The organism is Microbacterium sp. PF5, from assembly GCF_004794315.1.
GTDB lineage: Bacteria > Actinomycetota > Actinomycetes > Actinomycetales > Microbacteriaceae > Microbacterium > Microbacterium sufflavum.
On sequence record NZ_SSDQ01000133.1, the window covers coordinates 25,246 to 38,893 of the forward strand.

Consider the following 13,648-nt stretch of genomic DNA (forward strand, 5'->3'; position numbering starts at 1 on the left):
CATTGTTCCGTAATGTTGCGGAACAGCGCTCCGATATCCACTATCGCAGAGCGCTGCACCCCTCGGAAAGGAACTCGCCGTGACCTCATCCATCGTCGACACGCTGGACGGCATCATCGGTGCCGGACGCGCGGTCGTCTCCGTCGCTCCCGTGGCGGTGTCCGCGCCCGGCCGAGCGGTTCCCCTCGACGTGCGGGTGTCCGCTCCCGCGACGGGATCGAACCTTCCCGTCGTGCTGTTCTCCCACGGCAACGGCTGGAACCTCGATGGGTATGCGCCGCTCACCGCGTTCTGGGCCTCCCGCGGGTTCGTCGTGATCCAGCCGACGCATCTGGACTCGCGCCGCAACGGGTTCGGGTTCGATCACCCGGTGTTCCCCACGATCTGGACCGAACGGATCACGGATCTCACTCGCATCCTCGACCAGCTCGACACCATCGAGGCCGCCGTTCCCGGTCTCTCCGGCCGCATCGATCGCACGCGCGTCGCCGCGACCGGTCATTCCTGGGGCGGACAGACCGCGCAGTCCGTGCTCGGGGCGCGGATCCTCGACGACTCGGGCACGGTCGGCGACGACATGTCCGACCGACGCGTCACCGCAGGCATCCTGTTCGCGGCGACCGGTGTCGGCGGCGACCACCTTCACCCTTTCGCACGGACGAACTTCCCCTTCATGCGTCCGTCCTTCGGGGAGCTTCGCACGCCGACCCTCGTCGTCGCCGGAGACCACGACCAGTCCGCGATGTCCAGCCGCGGACCGGACTGGTTCACCGATGCCTTTACGCACAGCCCCGGTGCGACGGATCTCCTCACGCTCCACGGTGCCGAGCACTCCCTCGGCGGCATCGTGGGGTACGACGTCGCCGAGACCACCGACGAGCACCCCGAGCGGGTCGCCGTCATCCAGCGGATGAGCACCGCCTACCTGCGGACCGCTCTGCACGTCGACGACACCAGCTGGCCCGCTGCTCGCGCCGCGTTCACGGAGGGCGGCCATCCGATCGGTCACATCGACAGCAAATGAGAGGTGTGCCCGTGTCCCTCGCCGTGCGCGAGCAGCAGGCGAGGGACCAGGCGTCGCCAGGGAGGAGATCACAGCGCGCAGCGCGCTCCGTCCTCGGGGAGTTCGAGGTCGACGAGGTAGTCGGCGACGATCCCGTCGATGCACTCGTTGCGGGAGACGATGGTGCCGTGCTGGTTGCCGTCGACGGTGAGCAGTCGGGCGCCGAGGGTGTCGGCGAGGCTGATGCCTCCGTCGTGAGGGGTCACCGGATCCCCCGTGGCCGACACCACGAGCACCTCGGGAAGCCCGTCGATGTCCGTCGCGTAGGGGTAGCCGAGTGTCGGTTCGGACGGCCAGTACTCGCAGCCGTCCTGGGTGGGGGGAGCGGTCCCCGGGTCGAGGAACGGCACGGCATCGTTGAGGTCTTCGCCGAGCCTCGCCATCTCCTCGGCGGTGAAGCGTTCTTCGTCCAGGCAGTTGATCGCGAAGAGCGCCTCGTACGAGTTCGTGTACTCGCCGCTCTCGGAGCGGCCGTGTGACCCGTCGCGCAGCGCGAGCAGGGCATCCGGCCGACCTGCCTTCAGCTCCGCCAGCCCTGCCACGATCGCGGGCCAACTCGCCTCGGAGTACAGCCCGGCGACGATGCCTTCGCCGGCGGCGAGGAAGCCGACCTCGCGGCCATCGGCGGCGATCAGCGGCTCATCGACAAGCGGCCGCAGGAGCCGCTGCGCCTCGCTCGTCGCCCGTGCGGGATCGGCGCCCAGAGGGCAATCGGCCTGGGCCGCACAGAAGTCGGCGAAGCGCTGGAAGGACGCCTGCAGCCCCTCGCTGAGGTGGATCCGACGCTCCCGGGTGTTCTTGAGCGGGTCGACCGCGCCGTCGAGGACGAGGGCGCGGACGTTCTGCGGGAACATCTCGGCATAGACCGCTCCGAGGCGCGTGCCGTAGCTCACACCCGCGAAGGTGAGCTTCTCGTCGCCGAGCGCGGCTCGGAGGATGTCCATGTCGCGAGCGGTATCGCGGGTTCCGAGGTGTGCGAGCACGTCGCCTCGGCCCGTGCCATCGGCGCACTTCTCGACGATCTCGCGGGCGGAATCGTCCGTCCACTCTCCGAGTGCCGCGAGGGGAGCGTCGGCGTCTCGCTCGTCGTCGGTGTAGCAATCGACGGCGGGGCGGCTGAGGCCGACCCCCCGGGTGTCGAAGCCCACGATGTCGAAGCGGTCGGTGAGGGGCCCGCCCGACCACAGGGCGGCCACCAGAGGGGCGAACGTCGTCGCCGCCGCGCCTGGTCCGCCGGGATTCAGCACGACCGAGCCGATGCGGTCCTCGCCGGTGGCTGCGATGCGGGCCACCGCCAACTCGATGGTCTCACCCGCGGGGTCCCCGTAATCCAGGGGCACCGTGAGCATCGCGCACTCGGCGCTCTCCGCCGCATCGATGACCTGAGGGACGGCGGGTTGCGACCTCACGAGCGCGGGGTCACAGGCACCGAAGTCGAGCTCCTGCCCCCTGTACCGCTCGAGGTCCGAGTCCTGCACGGCTTCCGATTCCGGCGCGGCGTCCCGGTCGACCTGCGTCGCGGCGGTGCAGCCGGCCAGCAGCAGCGATGCGACCGCGGTGACAGCGGCGACCGGTGCCACCCATCGCCGTCGATGATCGTTCCTCCGTCGGCTGCGGATCGGCGAGCGGTTCCTCATGGTGTTTCCTTTCGTGGGGTCTCAACTGGCGAGTTCATCGATCCAGCTCGATCGCATCCGCAGGGCCCGCTCCGTGCTGCCGGCGACGGCCGCGAGCCCGATGAGCAGATTGATGTGCAGGGGGAGCTGGATGGGGGACGTGAAGGTGCCCACCGATGCGGCGATCAGCGGTATCTGCGAAAGAGCCTCGATGATCTGGGGAACCTCGACGCAGAGTCCGACGACAACGAGGGTGAGGGAGATGAGGCCGATCGCACGGCTCGCCCGGGGATGCCGGTGGTGCAGGCGGGCGCGGCGCCCCTCGGCCGATCGCGGATCGGGTGACAGCTGTTCTTCGGTGCCGTCTGCGCGCACGTAGTGGCAGCGCTTGAGCCCGAAGCCGGTGATCGCGACCTCGATGTGGCCGCCGGGCACCGCGAAGCGGGTGGGCATCTTCGCGTACGACCGGAGTGCGCCGTCGACGTAGAGGCGGGCGCGGACCTCCCCGTCGCTCATGTCACCCCCGTGGCGCACATCCACTGTGTAGATCGATGTCGAGCCGTCCGGCGACGCCAGGGTGATCGAGCGCAGCGATCGGCTGAACATCTGCCACCAGCGGTACCGCCGCAGTGGTTCTCCTGACCCGTGGCGGACGCGGCGGTTGCGCCAGTTCGCGATTCCCATCGTCGCGGTCCCTCGTCTCGATTAGTACAGCGTGCTAGTGAACGAGGGGCTAAGCTATCACACTGTGATAGATCGATGGTTTGCGGAAGGCGGGCATGGGCGCTGAATCGAAGGAGCCGGGGACCCGCTCGAAGATCCTCATCGCGGCGGCGACGATGCTCGGCGAGAACCCCACGGCGCGACTGAGCGTGCGGGGCGTGGCCGCGCGTGCCCAGGTGAGCACCGGCTCGCTGCGGCACTTCTTCCCCACCCAGCGGGAACTCGTCGAGACGGTGGTCGCGGGGATGTACGACCTGGAGATTCCCGACGACCCCATCGACGATCGCTCCCTCACGCCCGAAGAGCGCCTGACCGCGTGCCTGCAGTTGCTTCTCTCCCACGTGGGCGTGGGCGAACGCGCCAGGCAGCAGTGGGGAGCGCTCTACGAGGCGTACGTCGCCACGCCTCCCTCCGAGGACCAAGCCGCGACCTACCTCGCGCTCGAACGGATGGGGCGCCACCGCATCGAGCAGTGGCTGACGACCCTGGTCGACGAGGGTGCGATCGCTGCGGGTGGGATCGAGGAGCGCGCGCGGTTCCTCGCCACCGTGACGTCGGGCATCGCGACTGAACGCGCGCTGCCCTCCGAGACGGTGCGCGTCGATGCCGAGAAGGAGACCCTGCGTCTCGCCGTCCACGCGGTCATGAGCGGGCCGCCCGCCGCATGAGTTCTCCCTTCGACGGCATGCCCGTCGCGCGGACCGCCTCCGTCGTCGCCCCTCCCTAGGCGGGTGTCTCGCCGGGGCGCGCGGAAGATAGGGCATCCGTCCGATGTGGCGGTGGGGCCTCAGAGCGGAGTGTAGGGATACACCGAACCGCCGAGGAGAGATCATGTTCGAGCACCCCTATCTGACCCAGCAGGTGACCGCTCACGAGCAGGAGCGCATCGCGACGGCCGTCGAGCAGCGCCGCCGCCTGATCGAGCACGCGGACCAGATCGTGCCGCGGGCGGACGGGCCCGTGCGGCGGCTGCTGCGTCGCCTCGTGCAGCGCGGGGTCGTCTCGCGCGCGACTGTCGCGGAGCGCGAGTGCCGACCGTGCGAGCCCGCGGTCGCCCGGTGACCGACGCGGTCCTGCTGCCGTTCCCGCACCGCGACCCCGATGTCGGCGGTGGGTGGGACGATGGAGGCATGGCCCCAGCCCCCAGTGCCGCGATGGTCGGGCGAGACGCCGAGCTCGCCGAGGTGCGCCGTCTGTTCGACGGAGCGCGCGACGGCGTGCCCGCGGCCGTGCTGGTGGAGGGCGAGGCCGGGATCGGCAAGTCCCGCCTGGCGCGCGAGTTCGGTGCCGAGGTCGCGAACGTCGCCGACGTGCATGTCGGATGGTGCCTCGACCTGGGCGCGTCGCGCATGCCGTTCGGCCCTCTCACCGGCATCCTCCGGTCGATCGTGGCGCGGATGGGCGTCGAGCGCGTGCGAGCGGTCGTCGGCGTGGGCATCGAGGCGCTCGGGATGCTGCTGCCCGAGCTCGTCGACGCCCCCGCCGACCGCGAGCGCACGAGCCCGGAGCGTCTGCGCGACGCCGTGGCGTCACTGGTCGAGGCCGCGGCGGAGGAGTCGCCGCAGGTGCTCGTGGTGGAAGACCTGCACTGGGCCGACGACTCGACCCTGGCCATCCTGTCGTTCCTGCTGCGGGCGTGGAACCGCGGTCGCATCCTGCTGCTCATCACCTGCCGCACCGACGACGTGCGTCGCGGCGACGCGGTGAGCCGTTTCATCGGCGAGGCCACGAGGGCGCGGCTGCTGGAGCGGCTGACGGTGTCGCGTCTGGAAGACGAGGCCGTCCGCGAGCTGGTCGAGCAGATCACCGGACGGGCTCCGTCGCCGTCCGCGCTCGAGCGGCTGCAGATGCGCGCCGAGGGCGTGCCGTTCTTCGTGGAGGAGATCGCCGGGTGCTCCCAGGGCCCGCTGCCGGACAGCCTGCGCGACCTGCTGCTGGCACGCTTCGACCGTCTCGGCGACGACGCGGGGCGTGTGGTGCGGGTCATCTCCGGCGCCGAGCGTCCCCTGAGCCACCCGCTCGTCACGCGCCTGGCCGGGCTGCCCGAGGAACGTCTCGACGAGGCCCTGCGCGAGGCCGCCCGCAGCGGCATCATCGTGGTGGAAGACGACGACTACCGGTTCCGGCACGCGCTGCTGCGCGAGGCCGTGCACGACGATCTGCTCCCGGGGGAGCGCGCCCGCCTGCACCGCGCCTACGCCGAGGCGCTGGAGGAGCAGAGCGAGGGGGCCGCCGACCGGGGCGATGCCGCCGCGCTCGCGTATCACTGGCAGCTCGCGCAAGACGACCGTCGCGCGATCACGGCCGCCGCCGAGGCCATGCGGCAGGCCAAGGCGCAGTATGCCTTCGCGAGTGCTGCGCGCTTCGGCGAGCTCGTGCTCGAGCTGTGGCCGCTCGTGCCGGACGCCGCCGCCGCGACGGGGTTCGAGCGCCTGGAACTGCTGCACGTGCTCGGGTCGGTGCTGCGCAACGCGGGCGACGGGGAGCGCGCTCTCGCGGTGGCCAACGTCGCGCTCGCCGAGGTCGATGCGACGACGGTCGACCCGCGACTGCACGCCCGCCTGCTGCGCAACAAGGCGCTGTACCTGGTGAACCTGGGGCGGCTCGGGGCCGTGCCGCTGCTCCGCGAGGCGCTGGCCATCGCAGAGGAGCACGTGCCCGACGAGGCGTTCCGCGCCGAGCTGCTCAACCAGCTCGCCGGTCGCCTGATGATCGCGGGCGACCGGGAGGATGCGATCCGGCTCGCCGACGAGGCCGAGCGCCGGGCCGCGGCCGCCGGGTCGCGCGACCAGCAGTCGATCGCGGCGAACATGCGCGGCGGCTCACTGGCGCACCTCGGCGCCGTCGAGGCGGGCGTGCGGGAGTTCGAACGGGCGAGGGTGCTGGCGGACGGCTCGACCGCCGAGATGCGCTACCGCGTGAACTACTCCGACCTGCTGACGCTGCTCGGCCGGTACCGGGAGGCGGTCGCGGTGGCCGAAGCGGGGCTGCGCCGGGCGCGGGAGCTCCGCGTCGAGCGCACGTCGGGCACGATCATGGCGCAGAACATGATCGTCCCGCTGCTCGAGCTCGGCGAGATCGACCGCGTTGAGGAGATGCTGTCGCGCGACTTCGTGCAGGGCACGCTGCGGGTGTTCCGCATGTACATGAGCATGACGCGCGTGCGGGTGCTGGCGTGGCGCGGCCGGTCGACCGAGGCGGCGGAGATGCTGCGCGAGTGGCGGCCGGCGTTCGAGGAGACCGGTGGCTCTGAGCGCCAGATCTGGTACGACCTCGTGACGATGACGGTCGCGGTGGCGCAGAGCGAGGGCGACCTCACCGGTGCGCTCGACGCGATCCTCGCGATGGTGCACGACGAGAAGCCGGCGCTGCTGCATCAGCGTCGGCTGCTGCTGGAGGGCGGGGCGATCATCGCGGAGCTGCGGTCCCGTGGGGTCGACGTCGAGGCGGCCTCGGCCACGATCCGCGACGCCTGGCTGGCGCAGCCCGACCAGCTGCAGCACGACGCCTGGGGGCTGATTCTCGATGCCCTGCTCGACCCGCGACCGGAGAAGGTGGAGGAGGCGCTGCGCCGCGCTGACGGCGACGACGTGCCGGTGACCTTCCGCGCGGTGCTCCGCCTGGAGCGCGCGCAGGTGCACGTGCGAGAGGGCGAGCGCGCGGCCGCCTCCGCCGTGGTCGCCGAGGCCGCCGCGCTCGCGGAGGAGTGGGACCATGCCCCGCTGCGGGCCGCCATCGCACGATTCGCCGACGCCGCGGGCCTGCGTGCCGGAGCAGCGCCCGCCGACGCGGAACTGCTGACCGCCAGGGAGCAGCAGGTGCTCGACCTCATCGCGGAGGGGCTCAGCAACCGTCAGATCGGGGAGCGCCTGTTCATCAGCGTGAAGACGGTGAGCGTGCACGTGTCGGCGGTGCTGCGCAAGCTCGGGGTCAGCACGCGCACGGAGGCGGCGCTCACACGGCAGGCCCTCGACCCGACGTCGGGCAGGTCCGCCGTGGTAGCGTGACCGAGCACGCGTGTCGGATCTTCCGGTGCGGTGCAGGCCGCGTCAGCGGCCGGCTTAACAGAAAGTAGAAAACACATGGCCACTGGCACTGTGAAATGGTTCAACGCGGAGAAGGGCTTCGGCTTCATCGCTCCTGATGACGGCACGGAAGACCTCTTCGCCCACTACTCGGCTATCGCCGGCTCCGGTTTCAAGGAGCTCCGCGAGAACCAGAAGGTCGAATTCGACGCTGAGCGTGGCCCCAAGGGCATGCAGGCGGCGAACATCCGCGCTCTCTGAGCGTGCGCTGACTTCCTGAAGCCGGTCGGATCCATCGGATCCGACCGGCTTTTCGCATCCCTCCGGACCTCCGTGCGGTGTCATCGAATTGAGGATGACCTAACTTCGGGTTAGATTAGGCGAGGCTTACCAAAGGCCGGGCGCGTTCTCGTGCCGCCACCCCTCCTCCCATCCCGAAGGGAACGCCTGTGCGCATCTCTCGCCTGCTCGCCATCGGCGCGGCCGCCGCGCTCGCCGTGTCGCTCGCCGCCTGCTCGTCCTCGGCCCCCGAGTCGACCTCCTCCTCGGGCGGCAACCCCGCCTCCGACGACGCGTTCCCCGTCACGATCGAGCACGCCTTCGGCGAGACCACGATCACCGAGAAGCCCGAGCGCGTGGCCACGGTCGCCTGGGCCAACCACGAGGTCCCGCTCGCGCTCGGCATCGTCCCGGTCGGCATGAGCAAGGCCACCTGGGGAGATGACGACGACAACGGCATCCTCCCCTGGGTCGAGGAGAAGCTCGACGAGCTCGGCGGCGACACCCCGGCTCTGTTCGACGAGACCGACGGCATCGACTACGAGGCCGTGGCCGACACCGAGCCCGACGTGATCCTCGCGGCCTACTCCGGCCTGACGCAGGAGGAGTACGACACGCTCTCCAAGATCGCGCCGGTCGTGGCCTACCCCGAGGTCCAGTGGGGCACGTCGGTCGACGACATGATCGAGATGAACGCCACCGCGCTCGGGCTGAAGGACGAGGGCGAGGCACTGATCGATGAGCTGCACGCCGACGCCGACACCGCGCTCGAGGCCCACAGTGTGCTGAAGGACAAGAAGGTGCTGTTCGCGTACTTCGACCCGAGCGACCTCAGCACCATCGGCTACTACACGGCCGCGGACACGCGCCCCGGGTACCTCCACTCCCTCGGCCTGCCGTTCCCCGCGATCGTGGAGGAGAGCGTGGGCAGCGACAAGTTCAACCTCGAGGTGAGCGCCGAGGAGGCGCAGAAGTTCGACGACGTCGACGTGCTGGTCACCTACGGCGACGACACGACCCTCGCCACGCTGCAGGCCGACCCGCTGCTGTCGAAGATCCCCGCGATCGCCGAGGGCCGCGTCGCGATCCTGCCCAACGCCACGCCCATCGCCGCCTCGGCGAACCCGTCGCCGCTGTCCATCCCGTGGGGCCTCGACGACTACCTGGCGATCCTGGCCGCACCGCTCGCGCCGTAACCGCGTCGCACCACCGCCGAGAGTCACCGTGATCTCCGCACCCGTGCTCGCACCGGACGCCGCCGCCCTGCGGCGCCCGGTGCTGGCGCGCACCCTCTGGCTGTGCGCCGGGGTCGTGGTGCTGCTGGTGCTGGCGGTGCTCTCGGTGTCGTTCGGGGCACGCGCGGTCTCCCTCGACGACATCCTCGCCGCCCTGGGCGGACAGTCGGACACGATCGGGCAGGCCGCGGTTATCAAGCGCCTCCCGCGCACGGTGCTCGCGCTGCTCGTGGGCGCCGCGCTCGCGCTTGCCGGGGCGACCATGCAGGCCGTGACCCGCAACCCCATCGCCGAGCCCGGCATCCTCGGCATCTCGAACGGGGCGTCGTTCGCGGTCGTGCTCGGCATCGCGTTCTTCGGGCTGAGCAACCCGTACGGCCAGATGGCGTTCGCGATCGCCGGCGCCGCGGCCGCCGCGGTGTTCGTCTACGCCGTCGGGTCGCTCGGCCGCGGCGGCGCCACCCCGCTCAAGCTCGCCCTGGCGGGCGCGGCGACCTCGGCCGCGTTCGCCTCGCTCATCAGCGCGGTCATGCTGCCGCGGGTCGATCTGCTGCAGACCTTCCAGTCGTGGCAGATCGGCGGGGTCGGGGGAGCCGAGTGGCCGCGCATCGCGATCACCGCCCCCGTGCTCGCGGTCGGCGCGCTGCTGTGCTTCGTGACCGCCCGCGGCATGAACTCCCTCGCACTCGGCGACGACATGGCCACGGGGCTCGGCGAGCACGTGGCGCGCACGCGCGCGGTCTCGGCGCTCGGCTCGGTGATCCTGGCCGGAGCCGCGACCGCGATCGCCGGGCCCATCGGCTTCGTCGGGCTCATCGTGCCGCACCTGTGCCGCCTGCTCGTTGGCACCGACCACCGCTGGCTGCTGCCATTCTCGGCCCTCGCGGGAGCGGCGCTGCTGACCGCGAGCGACATCGTCGGCCGGGTGATCTCGCCGTCGTCGGACGAGATCCAGGTCGGCATCATCACCGCGATCATCGGGGCGCCGTTCTTCATCTGGATCGTCCGCCGACAGAGGGTGAGGGAGCTGTGAGCGCCACGGAGCACACGCTCGTCCGCGCGGAGGAGTCCGCGGCCGCCCGCACGGCCAGGGTGATCGCCGGACGCCGGGCCCGTCACCGCCGGCACGCGCTCGTCACGGTCGCGCTGGCCGTGGTCGTGCTCGCCCTGTTCACGGTCGCGCTCATGGTGGGCAACACGTTCTATCCGCTCGACGAGGTGATCCGCGTGATCCTGGGCGAGACCGTGCCGGGGGCGTCGTTCACCGTGGGCGACCTGCGGTTGCCGCGGGCGATCCTCGCCATCCTCGCGGGGCTCGCGTTCGGCATGGCCGGCGTCACCTTCCAGACCATGCTGCGCAACCCGCTCGCCTCCCCCGACATCATCGGGATCTCGCACGGCGCCGGGGCGGCCGCGGTCTTCGGGATCGTCGTGCTCTCGCTCAACGGCCCGATGGTGTCGCTGCTCGCACTCGCCGGCGCCCTCGTCACCGCGCTCGCGATCTACCTGCTCGCGATCAAGGGCGGCTTCGCCGGCGCCCGACTGATCCTGATCGGGATCGGGGTCGCGGCGATGCTGCAGAGCGTCATCGCCTACCTGCTCTCCCGCGCCGCGAACTGGGACATCCAGACCGCCATGCAGTGGATCACCGGCAGCCTCAACAACGCCTCGTGGGAGCGGGTGCTGCCGATGGCGATCGCCGCGGTCGTGCTGGTGCCGCTGCTGCTGACGCAGGGGCGGGCCCTGGGCGCGCTCCAGCTGGGCGACGACTCCGCGGCCGGCCTCGGCGTGCGCGTCGGCGTCACCCGCGTGGTGTTCATCCTCGGTGCCGTCGCGCTGCTCGCCGTCGCGACCGCCGCCACCGGCCCCATCGCGTTCGTCGCCTTCATGGCGGGACCGATCGCCGCCCGGCTCACCGGACCGGGCGCGACCCTCCTGCTGCCCAGCGGTCTCGTCGGCGCGGTGCTGGTGCTGGCGGGCGACCTCATCGGCCAGTTCGCGCTCGGCACGCGCTACCCCGTCGGCGTCGTCACCGGGGTCGTGGGCGCTCCGTACCTGATCTACCTCCTCATCCGCACCAACCGCACCGGAGGCTCCCTGTGACCGCCGCCCACACCCTGTCCGCCGAGGGCGTGACGCTCTCCTACGGCGACCGCACCGTGGTCGAGGGGCTCGACCTGCAGATCGCCCCGGGCAAGATCACGACCATCGTCGGCGCGAACGGCTGCGGCAAGTCCACCCTGCTGCGCGCCCTCGCCCGGCTGCTGTCGCCCGTGGCCGGCCAGGTGGTGCTCGACGGCACGTCCGTGCACACCCGCCCCACCAGGGAGGTCGCGCGCATCCTCGGGCTGCTCCCGCAGTCGCCCGTGGCCCCGGAGGGCATCGCGGTGGCCGACCTCGTCGGGCGCGGACGCCACCCGCACCAGCGGGCGCTGTCGCGCTGGAGCGCGCACGACTACGAGGTCGTCGCCGATGCGCTCGACGCCACGGGCATCAGCGACCTCGCCGACCGCAGCGTCGACGAGCTCTCCGGCGGACAGCGTCAGCGCGTGTGGATCGCGATGGCCCTCGCGCAGGAGACCGACATCCTGCTGCTCGACGAGCCGACCACGTTCCTCGACGTCGCCCACCAGGTCGAGGTGCTCGACCTGCTCACCGACCTGAGCGTCGCCCGCGGCACCACGATCGTGATGGTGCTGCACGACCTCAACCTCGCCGCCCGCTACGCCGACGAGCTCGTCGCCATGAAGGACGGCCGCGTGCACGCCACGGGGTCGCCGCAGGACGTGGTGACCGCCGAGCTCGTGGAAGAGGTCTTCGGGCTGCCCAACCAGATCACCGTCGACCCGGTCTCCGGGAAGCCGATGGTCACCCCCATCGGAAGGCATCATGTCCGCTGAGACGACCACGACCGAACGCCCGACCTACCTCCTCACCCGCGCCGAGGTGCGCGCCGTGGAACGCGTGTCGCCCTCGTTCGTGCGGGTGACCCTCGGCGGGGACGACCTGCGTGAACTGGGCACCCCCGGCGCGGTGTTCGACAGTCGCATCAAGCTCGTGTTCCCGCCCGCGTCCGGGGTGCTGCCCGAGATCGACCGCTCCTGGGACGACTGGTGGGGCTCCTACCTCGCAGTGCCCGAGGCCGAGCGCGGCGCGATGCGCACGTACTCGGTGCGCGAGCTGCGGGTGGCCGCCGACGACACGACCGAGGTGGACGTGGACTTCGTGCTGCACCTGGAGCCGGGGCTCACCGGGCCCGCATCGCGGTGGGCGAGCGCGGCCGCCGTGGGGCAGGAGCTGTGGCTCGTCGGTCCGCGGCGCGGGGTCGTTCCGCACGGCGGTGCCGAGTACCGCCCCGGTCGCGCCGACTCCGTGGTGCTGGCGGGCGACGAGACGGCCGCCCCCGCGATCGCCCGCATCCTGGAAGACGCGCCGCGCGACCTCCGCGGCGTCGCGTTCATCGAGGTGCCGTCGCCGGCCGACGTGCTGCGCATCGACCCGCCCGCCGGGGTGGAGGTGCACTGGCTGCCCCGCGACGTGGGCGAGCCGCACGGCCTCCGGCTCATCCCCGCGGTGCTCGGCTACCTCGGCGACGCCGACGCGACCGACGAGATCCGGGTGAAGGACGTCGAGACGGAAGACCTGCTGTGGGAGACGCCGGAGTACTCGGGTCTCGGCGAGGACATCGACCCCGCGACCGCGACCCCGGTGGAGCGCTACTTCTGGATCGCGGGGGAGAGCGGCGTGGTCACGACCCTGCGCCGGCACCTGGTGAAGGACCTCGGCATCGACCGCCGCCAGGTCGCGTTCATGGGCTACTGGCGCCGCGGCGTGGCGATGCGGGGCTGACATGACCGCGACCGACGGGCGGCCCGCCCTGCAGGGCGACTCCCTGGTGCTCGGCTACGGCCGCTCCCGCGTGGTGCACGACGTGTCCCTGCGCCTCGCCCCCGGGCGGGTGACGGCGCTGATCGGCCCGAACGGCAGCGGCAAGTCGACCGTGCTGCGCGCCCTCGCCCGCCTGCACCGCATCGATGGCGGCACGGTGCGCGTCGGCGGGGACGAGCCGCGGGATGCGGCCGCCCTGTCGGCGAAGGAGTTCGCGAAGACCGTGGCGATGCTGTCGCAGTCGCGTCCCCACCCGTCCGGCATCGAGGTGTCCGACGTGGTCGCGTACGGGCGGCACCCCCACCGCGGTCGCTTCGCCGGCATCACCGAGGCCGACCGGGCAGCCGTGGCCCGCGCGCTCGCGCTCACCGGGCTGTCCGACATGGCCGCCCGCCCGGTCGACCAGTTGTCGGGCGGAGAGCTGCAGCGCGTGTGGCTGGCGACCGCGCTGGCCCAGGACACCGGGGTGCTGCTGCTCGACGAGCCGACCAACCACCTCGACCTGCGCTACCAGGTGGAGACGCTCGACCTGGTGCGCGAGCTCGCCGACGACCACGGCACCGCCCTCGGCGTGGTGCTGCACGACCTCGACCACGCGGCCTCGGTGGCCGACGACGTGGTGCTGCTGCACCGCGGGCGCGTGCACGCCGCCGGGACCCCCGTCGAGGTGCTCACGGGCGAGAACCTGTCGGAGGTCTACGGGCTGCGCATCGACACCGTCGTCGACGACGAGACCGGGCTGGTGCGCGTGCGACCGCGCGGCCGCCATCACGCCCGGCATCGCGCCGGCACCGCACTCTGATCCACCCCCACCCCTGG

13 protein-coding genes are annotated in these 13,648 nt (G+C 71.7%); 11 read left to right on the forward strand and 2 right to left on the reverse strand.

Annotated features, from left to right (window positions below):
• The first annotated feature begins 79 nt into the window (after nt 1-79).
• Nucleotides 80-1,024 carry an alpha/beta hydrolase family protein gene (locus DW297_RS12070; RefSeq protein ID WP_136032693.1) on the forward strand — a complete coding sequence of 315 codons (945 nt, stop codon included), beginning with the start codon at nt 80-82 and terminating at the stop codon, nt 1,022-1,024.
• Nucleotides 1,025-1,092: 68 nt separating this feature from the next.
• On the opposite strand, the gene DW297_RS12075 is transcribed toward DW297_RS12070, so the two are convergent.
• On the reverse strand, nt 1,093-2,700 hold the full coding sequence (locus tag DW297_RS12075; protein ID WP_136032695.1) for an alpha/beta hydrolase: 1,608 nt from the start codon (nt 2,698-2,700) through the stop codon (nt 1,093-1,095).
• Nucleotides 2,701-2,721: 21 nt separating this feature from the next.
• Nucleotides 2,722-3,363, reverse strand: coding sequence for a hypothetical protein (locus DW297_RS12080; RefSeq protein ID WP_136032698.1), 642 nt, complete (start codon nt 3,361-3,363; stop codon nt 2,722-2,724).
• 95 nt (nt 3,364-3,458) lie between these two features.
• On the opposite strand from DW297_RS12080, the gene DW297_RS12085 reads away from it, so the two are divergent.
• The 10 genes from DW297_RS12085 to DW297_RS12130 all read left to right on the forward strand — a co-directional run bounded on the left by DW297_RS12085 (nt 3,459) and on the right by DW297_RS12130 (nt 13,631).
• Complete coding sequence (locus DW297_RS12085; RefSeq protein ID WP_136032700.1) at nt 3,459-4,070, forward strand: TetR/AcrR family transcriptional regulator; 612 nt, start codon at nt 3,459-3,461, stop codon at nt 4,068-4,070.
• Nucleotides 4,071-4,233: 163 nt separating this feature from the next.
• Nucleotides 4,234-4,464: a hypothetical protein gene (locus DW297_RS12090; protein WP_136032702.1), complete on the forward strand. Its 231-nt coding sequence runs from the start codon at nt 4,234-4,236 to the stop codon at nt 4,462-4,464.
• Entirely contained in the window at nt 4,431-7,409 is a 2,979-nt protein-coding gene (locus DW297_RS12095; RefSeq protein ID WP_136032705.1) for a helix-turn-helix transcriptional regulator, read from the forward strand. The genes DW297_RS12090 and DW297_RS12095 overlap by 34 nt, the downstream gene beginning before the upstream one ends.
• Before the next feature lie 75 nt (nt 7,410-7,484).
• Nucleotides 7,485-7,688 carry a cold-shock protein gene (locus DW297_RS12100; RefSeq protein ID WP_025104028.1) on the forward strand — a complete coding sequence of 68 codons (204 nt, stop codon included), beginning with the start codon at nt 7,485-7,487 and terminating at the stop codon, nt 7,686-7,688.
• Nucleotides 7,689-7,876: 188 nt separating this feature from the next.
• Nucleotides 7,877-8,902: an iron-siderophore ABC transporter substrate-binding protein gene (locus tag DW297_RS12105; RefSeq protein ID WP_136032707.1), complete on the forward strand. Its 1,026-nt coding sequence runs from the start codon at nt 7,877-7,879 to the stop codon at nt 8,900-8,902.
• Between the two features lie 28 nt (nt 8,903-8,930).
• Nucleotides 8,931-9,974, forward strand: coding sequence for a FecCD family ABC transporter permease (locus DW297_RS12110; RefSeq protein ID WP_136032710.1), 1,044 nt, complete (start codon nt 8,931-8,933; stop codon nt 9,972-9,974).
• A complete protein-coding gene (locus tag DW297_RS12115; protein WP_136032712.1) occupies nt 9,971-11,044 on the forward strand; it encodes a FecCD family ABC transporter permease in 1,074 nt (357 codons plus the stop codon). The genes DW297_RS12110 and DW297_RS12115 overlap by 4 nt, the downstream gene beginning before the upstream one ends.
• Nucleotides 11,041-11,841: an ABC transporter ATP-binding protein gene (locus DW297_RS12120; RefSeq protein WP_136032714.1), complete on the forward strand. Its 801-nt coding sequence runs from the start codon at nt 11,041-11,043 to the stop codon at nt 11,839-11,841. Before DW297_RS12115 ends, DW297_RS12120 begins: the two co-directional genes overlap by 4 nt.
• Entirely contained in the window at nt 11,831-12,790 is a 960-nt protein-coding gene (locus DW297_RS12125; RefSeq protein WP_136032716.1) for a siderophore-interacting protein, read from the forward strand. The genes DW297_RS12120 and DW297_RS12125 overlap by 11 nt, the downstream gene beginning before the upstream one ends.
• A 1-nt stretch (nt 12,791) precedes the next feature.
• Complete coding sequence (locus tag DW297_RS12130) at nt 12,792-13,631, forward strand: ABC transporter ATP-binding protein (RefSeq protein ID WP_136032718.1); 840 nt, start codon at nt 12,792-12,794, stop codon at nt 13,629-13,631.
• The last annotated feature ends 17 nt before the right edge of the window (nt 13,632-13,648 follow it).